The organism is Winogradskyella sp. (assembly GCF_013213835.1).
Lineage (GTDB): Bacteria > Bacteroidota > Bacteroidia > Flavobacteriales > Flavobacteriaceae > Winogradskyella.
The window spans coordinates 1-21,148 of sequence record NZ_JABSSU010000015.1; the positions used below are offsets into that span (position 1 = coordinate 1).

9 protein-coding genes are annotated in these 21,148 nt (G+C 34.4%); 3 read left to right on the top strand and 6 right to left on the bottom strand.

Annotated elements, in window-relative coordinates; genetic code table 11:
• From HRU50_RS15540 to HRU50_RS15550, 3 genes are all read right to left on the bottom strand, one after another.
• Positions 1 to 463 (bottom strand): hypothetical protein (locus HRU50_RS15540; RefSeq protein ID WP_296352156.1); only part of this gene is annotated, 463 nt, incomplete at its 3' end.
• 173 nt (positions 464 to 636) lie between these two features.
• Positions 637 to 810, bottom strand: coding sequence for a hypothetical protein (locus HRU50_RS15545; RefSeq protein ID WP_296352158.1), 174 nt, complete (start codon positions 808 to 810; stop codon positions 637 to 639).
• Between the two features lie 203 nt (positions 811 to 1,013).
• Complete coding sequence (locus HRU50_RS15550; protein WP_296352160.1) at positions 1,014 to 1,745, bottom strand: LytTR family DNA-binding domain-containing protein; 732 nt, start codon at positions 1,743 to 1,745, stop codon at positions 1,014 to 1,016.
• 765 nt (positions 1,746 to 2,510) lie between these two features.
• Between HRU50_RS15550 and HRU50_RS15555 the strand changes: the two genes are divergently transcribed.
• Complete coding sequence (locus HRU50_RS15555) at positions 2,511 to 9,533, top strand: choice-of-anchor D domain-containing protein (protein ID WP_296352162.1); 7,023 nt, start codon at positions 2,511 to 2,513, stop codon at positions 9,531 to 9,533.
• 216 nt (positions 9,534 to 9,749) lie between these two features.
• Entirely contained in the window at positions 9,750 to 16,562 is a 6,813-nt protein-coding gene (locus HRU50_RS15560) for a choice-of-anchor D domain-containing protein (protein ID WP_296352164.1), read from the top strand.
• Positions 16,563 to 16,644: 82 nt separating this feature from the next.
• On the opposite strand, the gene hisS is transcribed toward HRU50_RS15560, so the two are convergent.
• Positions 16,645 to 18,015, bottom strand: coding sequence for a histidine--tRNA ligase (gene hisS, locus HRU50_RS15565; RefSeq protein WP_296352165.1), 1,371 nt, complete (start codon positions 18,013 to 18,015; stop codon positions 16,645 to 16,647).
• Positions 18,016 to 18,237: 222 nt separating this feature from the next.
• Between hisS and HRU50_RS15570 the strand changes: the two genes are divergently transcribed.
• Complete coding sequence (locus HRU50_RS15570; RefSeq protein ID WP_296352167.1) at positions 18,238 to 19,479, top strand: ABC transporter permease; 1,242 nt, start codon at positions 18,238 to 18,240, stop codon at positions 19,477 to 19,479.
• Positions 19,480 to 19,686: 207 nt separating this feature from the next.
• Here HRU50_RS15570 and HRU50_RS15575 read toward each other — a convergent pair whose 3' ends face one another.
• On the bottom strand, positions 19,687 to 20,163 hold the full coding sequence (locus tag HRU50_RS15575; protein WP_296352169.1) for a DUF6495 family protein: 477 nt from the start codon (positions 20,161 to 20,163) through the stop codon (positions 19,687 to 19,689).
• The gene (locus HRU50_RS15580; protein WP_296352171.1) at positions 20,160 to 21,059 is read right to left on the bottom strand and encodes a glycerophosphodiester phosphodiesterase family protein; all 900 of its coding nucleotides are present in this window, start codon (positions 21,057 to 21,059) and stop codon (positions 20,160 to 20,162) included. The genes HRU50_RS15575 and HRU50_RS15580 overlap by 4 nt, the downstream gene beginning before the upstream one ends.
• Positions 21,060 to 21,148 lie beyond the last annotated feature (89 nt).

Here is a 21,148-nt window from a genome sequence, read left to right on the forward strand (position 1 = left end):
CATTAAATGCTTTAAGATGATACTCAAGTGCTCTTTCTAATTCATTTTTCTCTCTGAAAATTGAACCTAATAATCTATAACAAAAATATAGTTGCTCGTTTTTATTAAGATTTTTATAAACTAATATTGCCTTAAATAAATTCTCCTCCGCACCTAAATAATCTTTTAATCTTGATTGAATGAAACCTAAATTATAAAACATTTTGGCCTTATAATACTCGTGGTTTTTAAGTTCATAGTAATTGAGTGCCCGAAAATAATGGTAATATGCTGAATCTAAAATTTCCATTTTACTGAAAAATAAACCATAGTGCCAATGCACTTCAGCCATGGCCAGAGTATCCTGAAATTCTATAGATCTATCGAATGCATACTTATTTCTGGTTCTGAATAAAATAGAATCATTTTCATTATAACTTTTATAAGCCAAATCCAAAAGATTCTTTAGTTCTGGATTGCTCAATCTTGAATAATTCTCTGTCGAACTTCTTATTTGATTATCAGTACAAGAAATTATAAGAAAAACACATAGAAAAAAAGTGAAATTTAAAGTCGATTTCTTAAGTAACCCCATATCACAAAAATAAAAGCTCTTACTTTAATTAAGAGCTTTTTTAAGGATATATTTATTTTGCATCAACCTTTCCCCCCATCTGAACCATTTTCATCTTCTTCTCCTGTTTCAGAATCAGAAGTGCCCGTTTGTGTAGTGTTTTCAAGTGTATTATCATCGCTTATGTCTTCAACAGTGCAAGATGTGAAAAAATTGAATAATAGTGCTAGTGATAGAATCTTTACAGCATTCTTCATAATTAAATTTTTTAAAATGTTATACAATGAATTAGCCCTGTTTTTCAGAGCCTTATTGACCTGAGAATTTTATCAGATCTATTATGAAGAAGCTTCTTGCTGTAACAAATTTATGTCGGCAAAAATCTAATATGAAGAGATTTGATTGCTATTGAGTGAAAGCATCTATTGTAATAGTGAATGACATTATTTTAAGAGGATTTTTAATTTAAATGAACCAGAGATAAACTCTTCATCGAATCCTTAATATGATCAATGTTCTGTAGATATGTTTTAGTAAAAGGGATCTTTTTATCAACGTTAAAAAGAGAAAACCTCTGTTTTCCGTAGTTAATTCGACTAACATAATTTTGATTTATTATATAACTCTTATGTATTCTGAGAAAGTTATTAGGAAGTTGATTTTCAAATACCTTTAAAGTTTTAAACGCACTAACTATCTCGCCATTTTTTATGTAAAAATCAGTAGTGTTGTTATCTGCCTTTAAATAAAGGATGTCTTCAGCTTTTAAATACTGAAAATCATTATATGATTTTAAGCATAAAATACGCTTAGAATCATATTTCATTTTTTTTTTAAACTTGAGTGTAAATTTTCTAATCTCAAGTTCAGTAATCGGTGTCACAAAATAATCTACAAATCCATTTTTAATGGCATCATAAGCATACGTCTTGGTATCTGCAAAGGCTACGAAACTTGGAAGGAAGTCTAATAGGTTTTGTGCTTCTTTTACAAACTGGAACGGCTCAATGAATTCTTCATCTTGTAGATTAATGAAAACAATATCTGGTTTAGTTTTTAATACATCATTCATGGCTTCATCGTGGTCACTAGATTGACCTAAAAAAAGAAGACCTTGTGAATTTTCACTTCCAAGCTTTTCAATGAGCCTTGTAAATGATTTATCCTTATTTATGACGTAGTAACTTATCAAAATACTAATTCTATAACAAAATTTAAAATTAGTATTAGTTGAACAGTAATTGATAAGGGAATACATCACACCTAATAAGTGATTTCCATACAAATATGATTTAATTTGACCAAAAATCTAAGATAGCAACCAAAACCAAATGTGTTTGATAATGAAAGATTTAGTATATTTGTAACATCAATTAAGTGAACATAAAACGAACATAGTTTAATTATAAATTAAGTTTTTCATGTTAGTCAAAACACTGTGAATCAATATGTTAATTTTCACAGTGTAAATTCATAACCCGGAGGTCTCGAGTTCAAATCTCGATCTCGCTACAGCAGCAAAAGTCTAGTACGAAAGTACTGGACTTTTTAGTTGTTAAATCTTATATCACGCTTTCTACTTCTATCTAAATCGTACTTACGATATCTTAACTTATAATCAAACCTTGAGAATTAAGGATAAAAACCTAGAAACTAAAACTTGACCATAAAATACCTACTATCAGGTAATTTTATCTCAAATAGATCAGATTGGTTGAGTTATTCTAAATGAACTTTTGTTAATTCCTAAAAATCAAATATTTAACACATAATAACACGAATAACATAAATTAATTTGCCTCTCACGAAAATCTAGAACAATTAATTAAAATTTAAATTGCTGATTTCCAAAGTTTTAAAAATATAAAATGCATTTCATCGATTTTTTTAACCATTCATAGAATATAATTACTATATTCGCCATATAATTTTAGTCCCAAACTAAAAAACCGCTTATATGAAAACCTACAATTCAGTCCTAAGGGACTGCCTAGTAATGTTGTGTGTTTCCCTAATTTCTGCACACTCATTTTCGCAAGATTTTAATGTACAGCATGTACAAGATGATATCGGTAATACTGGTGGTTCAAACACAAGTTTTACAGCTGTCTCGACATTAAATAATGCATTTGTTCTAGCCAATAATAATAGAAAAGTAAGTGCTGGTATAAATGGTAATGGTTCAACCCTACCGGCAGATGACCTCTCCGGTGCCAGAGTTTTAACTGGCGTAAATACTTTAAGTTATTACAGACAAAGTGGCTCAACAGGATCAAATACAAGATTTAATGGTTCTATCTGGGAGTATACAGGAACACCTGGGGGACCAAACGAAATGATTGTAAGAGGTCGTTATGCGGTAAGCTTAAATGGTAGCACAAATAGTGTAACTCAAGTAATATCGGGCATTACCAATGTAAATAAATGTATTCCTTTCATTACTGGTATTATAACAAATAGAAATAGTCGAGGTGCCGATTCTGGCACAGCAATAGCATATTTAGAAAACGCTTCGACATTAAGAGTCGAAAAAGGTACCAACGCAAATACCGTGACTGTTTATATAACGGTCGTAGAATTTACAGGGAGTAATTGGACTGTGCTTCATGGGGATTCAGGAAGTTCGTCTGCCGACACAGGAACGATTACCTTAAGAGCCAATTCTGATGGTACCGGGTCAGCGACGAATGTAAGTAATTGGGGTGAAGCTGTAATTTTTACACAGCATAGAGGAGATAATAATCAAAATGCCGTCAATGATGCTATTGCTGACAATTGGCCTACTACTGATCCTGGTTTTAATAACCAAAGCGTTGATTGGACCTTTCATGCTAATCATGATTCTAATGGAAATAATAGACATTTTGTCCATGTATTAAATAATTCAGATTTAAATGTAACAAGATTTCAAAACACTAGCAACTCAGCTGGAGAAACAACAATTAACATTTCATCAGCTGGTCTTTCAAATATCAATCAGGCTCTAATTGTTGGTACATCAACTACTAGTGGTGGTGGAACCGCATATCCAAGAGGTTGGAGAAATTATTATTTAAATTCTACTACGCAAGCAGCACACTGGTGTGCAAGAAGCGGAAATGTAATGAGCCACGAATTACAAATTGTAGATCTATCAGCTTTGAATTCAATAGTAGAACCAGAAATTAACCTTGTCGGAAATTCAACGAATATATCGGATGGTGACACAACACCTAGTTTGACAGATGACACTGATTTTGGTAGTATTAGTACATTAAGTACTCAGGAAGTACATACATTCACTATTCAAAATACGGGTAACCTCATATTGAACCTTGGATCTATAACAATCGGTGGTTCACATGCCGCTGACTTTACTGTAACTGCTAATCCTTCTGTGACAGTTGCAGCATCTGGCAGCACAAGCTTTGACATTACCTTTGATCCAAGTGCGGTTGGTTTAAGAACAGCTACGGTAACAATTGCAAACGATGACAGTGATGAAAGTCCTTTTAATTTTAGTATACAAGGTGCTGGAGTAACGCCATCTTATTGTACAGCAATAGCAACAGATGATAGTTTCGAATGGATTGGTAATGTTACTGTAAATTCTACAAGTAACACTTCAAGCGGTGGTAGTACATCAACAGGTTACTCAGATTTCACTGCCTTAACACCAGCTGATTTAATACAAGGTTCTACTGGCAACACAATTTCCGTAACACCTGTATGGCTTTCAACACTTTATACAGAAGGTGTATCAGTATGGATAGATTTTAATCAAGATTATTCATTTGATGCATCTGAAATAATTATGCAAGTAGGTCCAGATACAGTTTCACCGCAAACAGGAACTTTTACTATTCCTGTTGGAGCTGTATTAGGTAATACAAGAATGCGCGTTATAATGGATGATGCCATTTTAGTTACAGATCCGTGCAATAACCCAAATTATGGTGAAGTTGAAGATTATACAGTTAATATTATTCCTGCATCTACTGATCCTGAAATCAACATCACAGGAAATAGCATAAGCATTACAGATGGTGATATAACACCTACTTTTACTGACAATACAGACTTTGGTAATGTTAATATAACAGGAGGGACAAATCCAAACACATTTATTATAGAAAATCTTGGTGGTGGTGTCCTTAATTTAACAGGTAGCTCACCATACATAACTATTGGTGGTGCGCATGCGGCAGACTTTACTATAACCTCTGCTCCATCAAATTCCATTGCGGCTTACAGTTCTTCGGCATTTGTAATTACGTTTGATCCTAGTGCACTTGGTTTAAGAACAGCTACAGTTACCATTGCAAATGACGATTCTGACGAAAACCCATATAATTTTAATATCCAAGGTACTGGTTTTGTGCCGCCACCATGTGGTTCATCGGTTGTTCATACTGCTGATTTTGAAACAGGATTAGATGGCTGGACATCAGGTGGTGTAAATGCAAACAGGGTAAATAATACCACATGGTCATATAATGGAAGTTACAGTCTACAAATTAGAAACGGCGATGCTGTAGGTTCAACTACTTCTTTTGATTCACCGTCATTTGACCTATCTAATTATGAAAAAGTTGATTTCAAATTTTTCTTTTCACCAAACAGTATGGATTCCGCATATACTGGTGCAACAAAAGATTCATTTGAAGAATTTACAATAGAATACAGTAGCGATAATGGAGTTACTTGGGCAATCGTTCAAAATTTTGAAAGTGGCCAGATAGTGCATAAAAATGCTGATTTTGAGACATCAACAACGGTAATATTCTATGGTAGAATTGTGACATTAAAGAGTACAGACTACAGCTTTCCTGCTTCTGCAATTTCAAAATTTAGAATACGTTGTAATGGTGATGCAAATGACGACGAAGTTTACATAGACAATATTACCATTAACGGTACCTCATATTGTTCGCCATCTGAAGGTCCTGGTGGTGCAACGAGCGATTTAGACTTATGGTTAAAAGCTGATATGGTTGATGGTATTAATGAAAATGCCGATGGGAGTGCAGTAAACTCATGGTTTGATAATGGCAAAGGAAATCATGCAGAAACTATGGTATCTGGATTAGAACCAGTTTATAGAGATAATACTACCAATAACTTCAATTTTAATCCAGTAATTGAATTTGAAAATAACAACAATACCGCCAATAGTGATATGACATACATTATTAACGACGGTAGTAGAGATGAATTAACAGGTACTGGTGGATTTAATAGTGCAGATATGTATGTTGTAATAATGCCAGATCCAACTATTACAACAACAATGATACCTCTAGATACCTTTACAAGTTCTGACCCAACTGTTAACGATTTCCAAGCAGAGGATGTAACCGGTTTTGGATATGGTGCATATAGCCAAAGATTTACTGATGAATATTTCGGGTATTGTCTTGGAACTTCTCAAACAGGGTCACCACCCACAGGGTTTGGTAGAGGCTCAACTTCTAGCAGCATCAATTACAACCAAATTGGGATTATCAATATTAGACATAACAGCACCGTGACAGATATGGAATTATATCTAAATGGTATATCCATTGGAGATATTACAAATGATGCCGCTGATTTTTCTACAGTTACCAACACAAAATATTGGTTAGGGAGAAGTCAATATTGGAATGGGAGTTTTGATGGGAGAATTGCAGAAATCATAACTTTTTCTTCAGTCAATAATGATGGTGATTTAACACAATCGAGAAATAGAATTCAATCTTACCTAGCCATTAAGTATGGTATTACTCTAGGTGTAAACGGTACCTCGCAAGATTACGTTGATAGTGATGGTACAGTTATTTGGGATGAATCAGCGAATACTGGATATAATTACGACATTGCCGGTATAGGAAGAGATGATATTTCTGAATTAAATCAAAAGCAATCAAGAAGCGTTAACGATGCAGCGGATGGCACAGGTCGTATAGAAGGAATTCTAACAATAGGCTTAGGCGATATATATGATACTAATACTATTAATAAAAACACCAATGCGGTTACGTTTAATGATAAAGAATTCTTAGTTTGGGGAAATAATGGAGCTGATTTAGATTTAGCATCTTCAACAATTAACGTTGATATGAGTAGCGGAATTTCAGGTGTTTCAACACCGGTAACATTTACAGGTATGCAACGTATTTGGAAGTTCGTAGAAACTGGTGGAGATGTACCGAGTGTTAAAGTTAGAATTCCTCAAAATGCCATTAGAAATATAACACCTCCTGGAAGCTATTTAATGTTCATTTCAGATACTAATGTGTTCGACCCAACCGCAGATTACCAAGTTATGACTTCAGATGGTAGCGGAAACCTAGAAACTGACTACGACTTTGACGGAACTAAATTCATAACCTTCGGTTATGCACCACAAGTTATAGTAGAACGCTCTGTTTATTTTGATGGCACTGATGATTATATCGATATTGAAGATAGATTAGATATAGAAACGACAAACTTCACATTATCAGCTTGGATAAAAAGAGATGGTGCAGATAGTGGTACAAAATCTATTCTCTCTAAAAGAGATGCAAGTTTCACTCAAGGTTTAGATTTTAGAATTTTAAATAATAATTCTATTGAAATTATATGGAAAAATGGTGGTGATCAAAGTTTAATCTCAAACACAAGAATACCTGATGACCAATGGCACCATGTTTCAGCCATATATGATGGATCAGATATCTCTTTATATATTGATGGTGTATTAGACAATATAGCGTCGAGATTAGCACCATTACATACTAACGAGTCATTTTTAATCGCTGCTGCTGGTAAAGGAACAATTTCTCAATTCTTTAGAGGAAATATTGACGAAGTTCGTGTTTGGGATACGGCATTAACTGTAGACCAATTAAGATATATAATGAATCAAGAAATTGTAGATAATGCTGGCCAAGTTATGGGTACAGAATTACCTAGTTCAATCACAAAAAATGATATCAATGCCATCCCATGGTCTGATTTAGCAGGTTACTATCCGATGTCTGTATTCACTTATACAAATACAGATGACGCCTCAGGAAATGGCAAACAAGGAGCTTTAAGAAATCTAGATACTGTAGATCACCAGACCGCACCACTACCATATGCTTCAAACCAGAATGGAGATTGGGATACTAATACTACATGGACTAATGGTTCTATGTTAACAGTTCCTGGATCCGCTTCTATTGTTGATTCGGCGGTAACTGTAGATTGGAACATCGTTAGAACATCGCATAATATTACATTAGACAATTCTAGTCTACCTGCCGGTAATCAAGATAATAGAACCGTACTCGGACTTTATGTAGATGCTAATGAGTTAACTGTAGATGGTGATAATAGCTTAGACACAGGTTATGGATTAACAGTAAGTCATTATTTGAGACTAGAAGGAAAAATAGATCTTGAAGGAGAGTCTCAATTAATTCAGACAGTAGATAGTGATTTACTTGTAGTAAGTAACGGAGCCTTAGAAAAAGACCAACAAGGTACGGCAGACACTTTTACTTACAACTACTGGTCTGCACCTGTTGGAGAAACTGATCTTGGTACAAACAATTACAGATATACTGTACAGGATATTATGTACGATGGAACTAATCCGGTAAACTTCACAAATTCTGGATACAACGGTAGTGCTACTACACCTGTGACTATTGCAGATTACTGGATATGGAAATATGCAGATAATCCAATAGGTGACTATTCTTCTTGGCAACATGTAAGAAGAACTGGTAACATAAATGCTGGTGAAGGATTTACAATGAAAGGACCTGGAACAGGTTCTATAACAACTGAGCAAAATTATGTTTTCCTTGGAAAACCAAATAATGCTGATATTAATCTAACTATTAGTGCAGGTAACAATTATTTAGTTGGTAATCCTTACGCTTCAGCTATTGATGCCGATAAGTTTATTCAAGACAACGGACCTACATTAGATTATACTGGTACAAGTCCAGAAACAAATGCATTACTTAGTGGTACGTTATACTTCTGGGAACATTGGGGAGGTGGATCACACATACTTCAAGAATACCAAGGTGGTTATGCGACTTATAACTTCTCTGGAGGAGTAGCTGCAGCATCATTAGGAACTAATGATCCTGATGTTGCAACAGGAGGAACACCTACTAAAATTCCTGGACGCTATATTCCAGTAGGACAAGGATTTTTTGTAGCTGCAGACAACACTGGTACGATTAACTTTAATAATAGTCAACGTGTATTTGTAAAAGAAGGTGCATCTTCTACATTTGTTAGAAATGATGAGTATACAAACGCTACAGAAAGTGCTGAAATTGATAATAGAATGAAGTTAAGGTTCGGATTCTATTCAATTAATACAATTCATAGACAATTGTTATTAACTATAGACGACAACGCTACTTCTGGTATTGACTGGGGTTATGATGCTTCGACTAACGATACTCAAATGGATGACATGTTCTGGCGCATAAGCAATGAGAACTTTGTTATTCAGGCTAGTAATATAATCGAAGAGAATACCATTTTCCCTCTTGGTGTTATAACAGATGCAGATGGTATAAACCGTATTTCAATCGATGCATTAGAAAATGTGCCTAGTGATTTAGAAATATTTGTTCATGACAAAACACTAAACATTTACCACGACCTTAGAGCAAATGATTATGAAATCTTCTTAAACTCAGGCGAGTACACAGAAAGATTTGAGATTACATTTGGTCAATCTGGTGAAAGTTTAGGTATAGATGATGAAATTGTTGAAAGTATTGATATTTTATATTCAAATGATAAAGAAAAAATTGTACTTTTAAACCCTCATAAAGAAAACATAAAATCGATTGAACTATACAATATTTTAGGACAATCTATGTTAACAATAAAACATACTTCTGAGTTTTTGAGAGGCTACTCTGAGTATGAAGTTGAGAATTTAAGTTCTGGGACTTATATAATTAAGTTAAATACCGCAAAAGGGGCTGTATTAACGAAAAAAGTTTTAGTCAAATAATCCTTTACACCATTACTTAAAGATCTTAACGAAAAGTCCTGATTTTTTTTTCAGGACTTTTTCTTTTTATAATCTATTTTATGATATTTTATGCTTTTCGTCGATAAAATATTACATTTTATGGGTTTTTTTAAAATTTTTCCCTATATTTCCACCATAATTTAATTAGTTATGCCCCTCGAGCCCCAACTCGATAACTATTAATCTTAGCCTCATATGAAAAGACATACCACTGTCCTTTATGGACTTGCCCTCAGTCTTCTGACCGTATTATCCCATAATTTGTATGGACAAACTCAAGACTTTTTTATCCAGCATATTCAAAATGATGTAGACAACTCGGGCGATACAACCAATAATTTTATTGAGGTATCATCACTCAATTCTGCATTTGTTCTTTTAAACAATAACAGAAGATCTAGCGCTGGAGATGAAGGAAACGGATCTAATCTAAATGGTGATGATCTATCCGGTGCCAATGTTTTAACTGCAGTTAACACCATCTCTTACTATAGAGAATCTAATTCTATGAATTCAGATACTCGATTTAGTTCCTCTATTTGGGAATACAAAGGAGAACAAGGCGGACCTAACGAAATGATTGTTCGCGAACGATTTCAAGTCTCCTTAAATGGATCTAATAATTCTACAACAAAATCACTTAGTGGTATTGTTAATGCCAATAAATGTATCCCTTTTATTACGGGTATTCTTAATGATGATTCTAGTCAAGGAGCAGATTCTGGAACAGCTTTAGCCTATTTAGAAGATGCTTCAACACTAAGAATTCAAAAAGGTAGTAACGGAAACAATGTTACAGTTTTTATAACTGTTGTAGAATTTACAGGAAGTAATTGGACCGTACTACATGGAGATTCAGGAAATGTATCGTCAAGCACTGGCAATATTACACTAAAAGATGGTTCTGATGGAACAGGAACTACAACCTCAGTATCACAATGGAGTAATGCAATAATATTTGGTCATCACAGAGGTGACAACACCTCCAGTGGTGCTAACCAGGCCATTGCAGATAATTGGCCAATTTTTGAACCAAATGGTAGTACTGATAAGGTTGATTGGGTCTTTCACTCCAATCATGGTTCTAACGGTACTAATAGACATTTTGTTCATGTTTTAAGCAATCCGAACCTTAACGTTTCGAGATTTCAATCTAGTGAAAACGCATCTAATGAAAGTACGATAGATATCACATCCGCCAATATTTCAAATACTAACCAAGCAATAATTGTTGGTAGCTCTATATCTAGTGGTGGTGGTACAGCATATGGTCGAGGATGGCGTAATTATTATTTCAATTCTAATACTGAAGCTGCTCATTGGTCTCATCGTAGCGGTAATAGTATGTCTCATGAAATACAAATTATAGATTTTTCAGGAGTCAATTCTGAAGGGTATTGTACTTCATGGGGACATACAACATGGAATACTGGAATTACAAATGTTAAATTCAATACTATAGATCATTCTGATGGATCACCAAAAGATTCTGGATATGAAGACTTCACTTCAACTCAATCAACTACTGTATATAGAAATACAATAAGAAGCTTAAATGTTAATGTGGATACAGATGGTGATTATTCGGCACATGTTTTCGCTTGGATAGATTGGAACCAAGATTTAGACTTCAATGACGACGGAGAAAGTTATGACCTTGGTAGTGCAGATGATGTATCCGATGGTTCTACTGACTTATCACCTTTTGCTATAACGATTCCTTCTGATGCCACATTAGGTGCAACTCGTATGAGGATTGCAGTTAATTTTGAAGCAGACCCAACGCTCTGTGCTACAAATTTTGATGGAGAGGTAGAAGACTACGAAATAATTGTTTCTGATGGGGTTTCAAATTCTGAAATTAATATTACTGGTAATGGATTTAACATCTTAAATCAAGACAATTCACCAATATTATTAGACTTTACAGACTTTGGTAATGTTTCTGTAGAATCAACTTTATCCAGATCTTTTGTCATAGAAAATCTTGGTATTAACAATAATCTTTCACTTACAGGTAGTTCTCCTTACATTAGTTTGTCAGGTGCCAACTCAGGAGAGTTTAGTGTAACCACTACTCCATCTAATAGTATCAATCCAAACTCAAATACTAACTTTACAATTGCATTTAATCCAACATCCGATGGATTAAAAACTGCTACTGTTACCATTGCAAATGACGACAATGACGAAAGCAGTTACAGCTTTTCTATACAAGGTAACGCTGTTTTGGGTGAATTTTGCGAGTCCTATGGTAATTTAGATTACCAAACAAGTATTACCAACGTTACATTTAATACCTTAGACCATTCCGATGATGGTGAGAAAAATGTAGGTTATGAAGATTTTACAAATTCTCAATCTACTACAGTTGAAGCTGGGTCTAGTTACGACCTAAGTGTTAGCGTAGATACGGATGGAAACTATATTGTATACACAAACGTTTGGATAGATTGGAATGGTGACTATGACTTTGAAGACGATGGAGAAACTTACGATCTTGGTTATGCAGTAAACGTAGAAGATGGTATTACAGATTTATCACCACTTACAGTTCTTGTCCCTGAGGATGCCGCAATAGGATCAACACGTATGAGGGTTTCTGCCAAATACTGGGATTATCCTGATGATTGCGAAATAGACTTTGATGGTGAGGTAGAAGATTACACCATAGTAGTATCAGCTGCACCTGCACCAGAAATTGTGGTAATTGGAAATGATAATGAAATATCATATGGTGACTCCACACCATCACCAACAGACCATACAGATCTTGGGTCTGCAAATACAAATCAAACTATTTCGCGCGTATTTACAATTAACAATAGCGGATCTTTAGATCTTGAAATATCTGATATTTCATTATCTAACACCACAGATTTTTCATTTATTGGTGACGCTTATGATAATACGGTGGAAGCCAATGGCTCCACAACTTTTGAAATTGCTTTCAACTCATCAACACTCGGTGAAAAAACATCTGACGTTACTATAACAAACAATGCAACTTCTGGTTCTTCTTACCAATTTACTATAAAAGCTACAGCAGTTGCAAGCTTCTTTGATAGTGATGGCGACGGAGTTTTAGATAATATTGATATTGACGATGACAATGACGGTATTAGAGATAGTGAAGAAGAGTTAGATTGTGATAATACAAATATCGCACTAAAAGTTAATTATAAATTTTTAAACGAGACTTTTGGTACTGGTGAAAGAACAACTATAAACACAACTTATGACGCGGTAACAACATACTGTTATGAAGATGGTACTTCAAGTTGTTCTAGTGGCGGCATTGATTTAAATGACGGTGAATATACCGTGTATTATAGAGCTGCTGATGGTGATGGAGTTAACGACACACCAAATGAAGAGGTTGGCTCTTGGGCAGATACTTATTGGTACTTAGGAGAAGACCATACACCTGACGACACAAATGGCAGAATGGCCATGTTTAATGCGTCATACGACCCCGGAATATTCTATACAGCAAATATTACAGGTGCTTTACCAGGCATACCTATTACCTATAGTTTTTGGGTATTAAATTTAGACAGATCAGATGCTCCAAATATTGGTTCAAGGTTACGTCCAGATATTTTAGTTGAGTTTAGAGACGTAGACGATAACGTTCTTGCTTCAATCACAACTGGTGAAATTGCACCAACAGCAGCAGGAAACTTACAAGGTGACTGGTACAATTTTTCAGCAGATTTAACCTTTAATGTCAGTGAATTTAATGTGTATTTCTATAACAACGAAACCGGTGGATTAGGAAACGATCTTGCCATAGATGATATTCAAATTACACAGACGCTTTGCGATACAGATGGCGACAATGTTGCTAATGTATTTGATTTAGATAGTGATAACGACGGTATACCAGACGCAGTGGAAGCTGGTTATACAGCAACGACTAATGGTAAGGGTATAATAGATAATTGGTCTGACAATAATGGTAACGGAATGCATGACGCTTATGAAGGTCTAACACCATTAGATTCAGACAATGATGGTGTACCAAACTACATTGATTTAGACAGTGATAACGATGCCATTTTTGACGTTGATGAATCAGGAGCAGGTAATTCAATAAATACTTCATTTCAAAATGGTGACGGTGATATTGATGGTGATGGCGTAGGTGATGGTGAAGATTCTGATGCGGTTAGAGAAAAAGATGTCGACTCTGATGGAAGTGTAGAATACTTCGCTGATGGTATTTTAGATATTTATGATTATTTAGATGGATCAACATTTGAAACAGCCTATGGTAACCAAAATCAAGGTGTTTCTCATACCAATTATGTTGCCGATTCTGATGACGACGGTACACCAGATTATATTGATGTTTACAATAACTCTAATGACACTTATGATATCTCAAATACACTATACTATTATTATGATGAAAATAATGATGGTATTATTGACGATACAGTTGACACTGATGGTGATGGTATTTTAGACCTGTTTGATACTAATGACAATAGTTTTGGATCACCAAGAGATATTAACGTAAATCTTCAGGTGCATTTTGACGGTCGTAATGATTACATTCAAGATGAATCAGTTATTGATAATTGGGGAGAAATTACATTAATGGGATGGATTAAAATTGACAATGATGGCTCAGGTGATCGTTTCTTATTTGGGCAAGACAATTTTAGCCTAAAATTACTTAGTAATGGTAATCTTCAGGCTAATATAAGTGGAACAATTGTCAATTATAATACTGCGATACCAACAAACCACTGGACACATGTTGCTATAGGATATAGTGCAACTGAAGAAGTCTACAAACTATATATTAACGGTGAAGTTGTAGAAAGTGGCTCAAGAACCGGGTTGCTAGACACAGACTCTAGCCCGTTTACAATGGCAAAGGATCCTTCGAGTAACAATGACTACTTTAAAGGAACTTTGGACGAAATTCGTTTATTTAATAAATCATTGAGTTCTGATGAAGTTAGTAAAATGGTCTATCAAAAAATTGAAGATAATGGTTACGTTAGAGGTTCAGAAATACCTTTGGATATCGAAACATTGCAATGGTCTAATCTTATTAAATATTATAAATTAGATATATACAAAGGTAATATTACAGACGATTATACTACACCTTCAATTGATGAAGGCTCAGGTGCTACACTTTATAACATCAAGAATATTACTGAAGAAACTGCACCAATACCATTTGTGTCTTACTATGGAAATTCCGATTTAGAAAGTGCCTTAAGCAAGCCTGAAGATGGTGTTTACGGTATTGATGCTATTTTTTACGAGTGGTCTATTGTAAAAATTAACCATGACGATATCACTTTTGATGGTGATCAAAAACATCTAGGTCTTATTGTTGAGGAAAATGACCCAAGTTTAAACCATATAGAGTTTCACGTTACAAATGATTCAGAATTAAATGTGTCATGGTATTTAAAATTAGATGGGTTTATTGATCTTGAAGGAGAATCACAACTTGTTCAAGGTGAGAATAGTATTCTAGATGTCTCGAGTAAAGGTAGAATCGAGCGTGATCAACAAGGTACATCAGACACATTTACATATAATTATTGGTCTTCTCCGGTAGGTACTATAAATAGTACAACAAATAATAACGATTATACTATTAGCTCTATTCTAAGAGACGGAAGCGATCCAAATAATCCTCAAGCAATTAATTGGATAACTAGTGGTTATAACGGTACAGACACCTCGCCTATTGGTATTGCGCACTATTGGATTTGGAAATATGCCAATAACCCAGCTAATGACTACTCCTCATGGCAACATGCAAAAAGTAACGGCAACATGAGCGCTGGTGAAGGTTATACTATGAAAGGACCGGGAACAGGTGCCATTGATGATGACCAAAACTATGTCTATGTTGGGAAGCCAAATAATGGTACTATCACATTACCTCTTAGCGCAGACAATAACTACCTTATTGGTAATCCTTATGCATCGGCAATTGATGCCAATGAATTTATAAATGATAACCCTAATTTAACTGGTACAATTGCATTATGGGAGCATTGGGGTGGCGGATCTCATAATTTACAAGAATATCGCGGTGGTTATGCCAGATATAACTTAGCAGGTGGAGTACCTGCTTCTGCACCTCATCCAGATGTGGCGCAAGTTGGTGTAGGTACAAAAACACCTGGCAGATACATTCCTGTTGGGCAAGGTTTCTTCGTTAAAGGAGAAAGCTCGGGTACCATTACCTTTGAAAACGACCAACGTATCTTTAAAAAAGAAGGTAGCTCATCCGTTTTCTTTAGAGGTCCATCAGAAATAGTTGACGATGAAGACGTTGATGATAGAATGAAGTTTAGGTTTAGATTCACAGGTAGTAATGCCTTACAATTGCAGAGACAGTTATTATTAACCATAGACGAAAACACTACGGCTGGAGTGGATTGGGCTTATGATGCGCCATTAAACGAAGGACAAACTGATGATATGTTCTGGTTAATTAATAGTGAGAAATTTGCGATACAAGCAAATAATAATGCAGACATAAATACTGTATATCCACTAGGTATAAAAGCAAGTACAGATGGTATAATTAAAATTGAAATAGAAGCACTTGAAAATGTACCAGATACAGTAAACATTTATTTACATGACATTTACAATGCTTCGTATCATGATCTTAGAGTAAGTGATTTTGAAACAACAATTACTATTGGTGAGCATTTAGACAAATATGAAATCACTTTTGACAATGCTTCTGAAACTTTATCTATGGACGATTTAGATATTGATGAAATGCGAATATACTATGCATCTCACAGAAATAAAATAGTTGTACTAAACCCTGATATGATTGAATTAGAACAATTAAATCTATACAACATAAATGGACAATCTGTTTATGAAAATGCAAGATTATGGACAGAGTCATATAATGAATTTGACACACCAAGTCTCAGCACAGGCGTTTATATTATTGAACTCAAAACACAACGTGGTGTTGTGTCCAAAAAAATTGTGATTAAGTAGTCACTTAACGATATGAAAAAAGCCCATCAAAGAATTGATGGGCTTTTTTTATTCTCTCATAAGTTCTGAACAATCCAAACGATTATTTAAGAAACTTAATCAATGCTTCTAAGTCTAGTTTTTGTTGCTCCCCAGATTCCATGGTTTTTAAAGCAAACAATCCTGACTCTAATTCTTGCTCACCTACCAAAACCACATAGGGAATTTCGCGTTTGTTAGCGTAATTCATTTGCTTTTTCATCTTCGCAGCATCTGGAAACAGTTCCGCCTTAACACCAACTTCTCGCAACTTCGACACTGCTTTTAGACATGCAACAGCTTCCTTATCACCAAAATTGATAAAGAGCACTTTTGTAGGATCAGCTATAGTTTTAGGGAATAAACTTAATTCCTCTAATACTAAATAAATACGGTCTAATCCAAAGCTTATTCCTACTCCACTGGTATCAGGCTTGCCAAAAATACTTGTTAAATCATCATAACGTCCGCCGCCACCGATAGAACCCATTTTCACACCTTCTGGTGCAGAAACTTCAAAAATAGCACCTGTATAGTAATTAAGACCTCTTGCTAAAGTAACATCTAATTGAAGGTTTGCCGTTTTTAAACCTAAGTTTGAAATGGCTGTATCTATAAATTCTAATTCTTCAATGCCTTTTAAGCCTATTTCTGAACTACCTAAAATAGATTTTAGACTTTCTATCTGGTTAGCAAAATCACCTCCTAAAGAAAATAAAGGTTGAAGCTTCGTAATACCATCATCAGAAATGCCTTTACTGCGCATCTCTTCTTTTACTTTCTCTTCTCCTATCTTGTCTAGTTTATCTAAAGCAACAGTAAAATCTATTAGTTTGTCTTGCGCACCAATAACCTCAGCAATACCAGATAGTATTTTACGGTTATTGATTTTTATAGTGACACCTTTTAGATTTAAAGCTGTAAATACCGCATCATACAATTGTATAAACTCAACTTCTTGTAATAAGGACTTAGAACCTACAACATCTGCATCGCATTGGTAAAACTCTCTAAATCGACCTTTTTGCGGTCTATCTGCACGCCAAACTGGTTGTATTTGGTAACGTTTAAAAGGAAAAGCTATGTCATTCTGATGTTGTACAACATAACGAGCAAAAGGTACTGTTAAATCGTATCTAAGGGCTTTTTCTGAAATCCTTGGAGTCATTACTGATTCAGATTTTAAATTATAATCATCCTCATTAATTTTTTTTAAATAGTCACCACTATTTAGAATTTTAAAAATCAGACGGTCACCTTCATCACCATATTTACCCATTAAGGTTTCTGAATTCTCAAAACTTGGGGTTTCAATAGGCTGAAATCCATAGAGCTGAAATTGTTCTTTTATGGTTTCCATAATATAAGAACGCTTTGCTACTTCTACTGCATTAAAATCTCTTGTGCCTTTTGGTATACTCGGTTTTTGTGCCATATTTATCTTCCTCCAAAGCGGAAGTCAATTATAATTAACAATTCTTCTAAATGGCTTAGACAAGCTTAGCCTTTCTTATGAATCTTGAAAAAATCAATTCACAATTCACAAAAATATTATAAAAAACAGAGGCAATCGAAAGTTATTTCAATTTTGTAGTAACTTTATTGTGTTTAAATAGTCTTATAGTTTTAAACACACCAACCAACTTTAAATTTTACTATGTTTTCACTTGCTAAAGAAAATATTAAAATAGCTTTTGGTTCTATTAAAGGGCAATTGCTTCGTACTATATTAACAGTTTTAATTATTGCCATAGGAATAATGGCATTGGTTGGTATACTTAGCGGTGTTTCTGCCTTAGAAAACACTATTTCGAGTAACTTCTCTTCAATGGGTGCAAACACCTTTAACTTTCAACGCTATGAGTTTAGAGCACAACGTCAAAGTAGTAGAGAACGCCAAAAGATAAATCCAATCATAAGCTACCGCAATGTTAAGGACTTCATTGATAATTATGACTTTCCATTTACCAAAGTTGCGGTGTCATTCTATGGTTCTTTTGCTTCAGAAGTTAAGTATGAAAACAAAAAAACAGATCCGGAGGTATCTGTAATTGGTGCTAACGAATACTATATCGAAAACTCAGGATTAGAAATAGAAAAAGGTCGAGCCTTAAACTTCGCAGATGTAGAAAACAACAATGCAGTTTGTGTCATTGGAGCAGACTTACAAAAGGCATTGTTCCCAGATGAAAACCCTATTGATAAAACCATAAGTATAAGAGGTTCAAAATTTAAAGTAATTGGAACCATCAAAGGAAAAGGTTCAACTTTTGGAAATAACCAAGATTTAACGGCTGTTTTACCTTTAAAAAAAGCACGCTCAATTTTCACCAATCCTAATATCAATTATCGACTTAGTGTTAAAGTGGACAAGAAAGACATGCTTGAAGGTGCACAAGATGACGCTATTGTGACTTTTAGAAATGTACGTGGGCTAAATCCTGTAGAAAAGAATAATTTTGGTATAGAACGAAGTGAAGACCTTATTAATAGAGCCGCTAATAATACTTTAGCTTTGTATTGGGCTGCATGGATTATCAGCATTATTACCATATTTGGTTCTACTATAGCCTTGATGAATATTATGCTTGTTTCTGTTAGCGAGCGTACTCGCGAAATCGGTGTTCGTAAAGCCCTAGGTGCAAAAAGTAAAACGATTGCTTTTCAATTTTTTATTGAAACCATAATTATAGGTCAGTTAGGTGGAATTTTAGGCATTATCCTTGGAATTTTAATTGGCTATGGTGTTGCCAAAGGCTTCGACCTAGAATTCTCTACACCATGGGCAGCCATGATTTGGGCCACAAGTATAGCGTTTATTGTTGCCATTATTTCTGGTCTATATCCAGCAACTAAAGCAGCAAGATTAGATCCTGTGGAATCGTTGAGATACGAATAATCTTGAGTCGTCTCTTAACTAAAATAAAGACTTTTTTGAAAAACTTATTCTTGGATGAGGTTGATAAAGAATACGAACAACTTGATCCTTTGCGCAAAAAATTCAGAGAAATGAACCCTATACATCGTCTTGAGGAAAGACACAAAGAGCAACAAGGCCATAACCATACAAATGATATGTTCTAGTTATCTTTCTTTATTGAGCACTTTATTTTTGTCTGATTAAATTTTCAAAGTACTTAAACAACTCTCCTTTAGTGATATTTGCTCCTTGCTGAACTAATTTAAAAATATCTCGATGCTTGTCATCTGAGTACTCTTTTTTTGCATTAAAAAACTCAATATCATCTGACAATAAATTATCTCTTAACCACTGAAAACCTTCTTTTGTGGTTAAATCTGCCTTATCTTCTTTCAACTTCAAAGCAATAAGATGCATATCTTTCTCCTTACACTTAAAAAGGTGTATTTGATTTGGTGAAATATGTTCTAAATATTCAACCTTGTTAAGGACTCCATACCAAACTAAATCACTAAAAACGTCTAACTCCTGCTCTGCCGCTTCTGGTTTGTTCTTCTTTATATCTTCCCATTCGTCTGCAGTTATAGATTGTGTAGCTAAAAAGTTTATGAACTCTTGGTGTAATTCTTCAAACTGCTCTTTTGTTAATCTTGCGTATTTCATTTTAGCTGAATTTTTTTCAGTATCTCTTTTTTATTTATAGCATTAAATGCTTCAAATGGTCTATCGGTTGCTAATATATTAACACCTTTACTATACCAATTCTTGTACAAACTATCGCCTCTAGCTTCTGCTTGCCTATCTAAGTTTCCTAAAGTTCCAAGAATGCAAAGCATATTCTTTTCTTTAAGTCGCTTATAAAGTGATGCATTAGATAAACGTGTACCTGTAAATGCTAACATGTTTTCTGTTGGAATATTAGTTTCTAGCAACCTATCAAATTCCTTATGATTTCTAGCTGAAACAGATAATAATAAGTTAGGATTTAAGTTATAAGCAGACTGCGCTTGAGCTACATCATAGGTAATAATAATACAAACATCTTCCGCATTTGCTTTTTTTATCGCATCAATCACAGCTTTCTGACTGACACTGCGTTTGATGTCAACGGTAAGTAAAACATTGTTTTCCCTACTCCATTCTAAAACCTCTGAAAACAATGGAATTCTAAAGTTCGTTTTGTTGCCAAAATCATCAACAAGATTTAATCTTTTTATCTGATTATAAGTTTTATTTTTAACTAATCCTGAACCATTTGTGGTTCTATCCAATGAATTATCATGCATTAAAATGAGCTGGCCATCTTTAGTTTGAGCAATATCAATCTCGTAAATAGCAGTAATACTATCGTTTACGTATGTAATCGTTTCTAAACAGTTTTCAGGATAGTTTTTAAGTCCTTTTCCACCGCGATGCACACTGATATTAGGATAATCTGACGAGGAGGCTTTGAAAACTTCAATCAGCTTTGATTTGTTATCAATGTCAGTATTACTTTCTAAGTTTTTACAACCTAAAAAAGAAAAGACAAATACGAGTAATAATACAAATTGCTTCATTAGATATTATCTTTTATTTGGGATACCGCTTTTCAGCGAGAATATTTCAACAATAATACTTGAATTCGCATTGTACTGCTTTATAAGTA

Excerpts from the sequence above, each read along its gene's own strand:
- HRU50_RS15545 (WP_296352158.1), bottom strand. The coding sequence starts at position 810 with ATGAAGAATGCTGTAAAGATTCTATCACTAGCACTATTATTCAATTTT.
- HRU50_RS15555 (WP_296352162.1), top strand. The coding sequence starts at position 2,511 with ATGAAAACCTACAATTCAGTCCTAAGGGACTGCCTAGTAATGTTGTGT.
- HRU50_RS15560 (WP_296352164.1), top strand. The coding sequence starts at position 9,750 with ATGAAAAGACATACCACTGTCCTTTATGGACTTGCCCTCAGTCTTCTG.
- hisS (WP_296352165.1), bottom strand. The coding sequence starts at position 18,015 with ATGGCACAAAAACCGAGTATACCAAAAGGCACAAGAGATTTTAATGCA.
- HRU50_RS15570 (WP_296352167.1), top strand. The coding sequence starts at position 18,238 with ATGTTTTCACTTGCTAAAGAAAATATTAAAATAGCTTTTGGTTCTATT.
- HRU50_RS15575 (WP_296352169.1), bottom strand. The coding sequence starts at position 20,163 with ATGAAATACGCAAGATTAACAAAAGAGCAGTTTGAAGAATTACACCAA.
- HRU50_RS15580 (WP_296352171.1), bottom strand. The coding sequence starts at position 21,059 with ATGAAGCAATTTGTATTATTACTCGTATTTGTCTTTTCTTTTTTAGGT.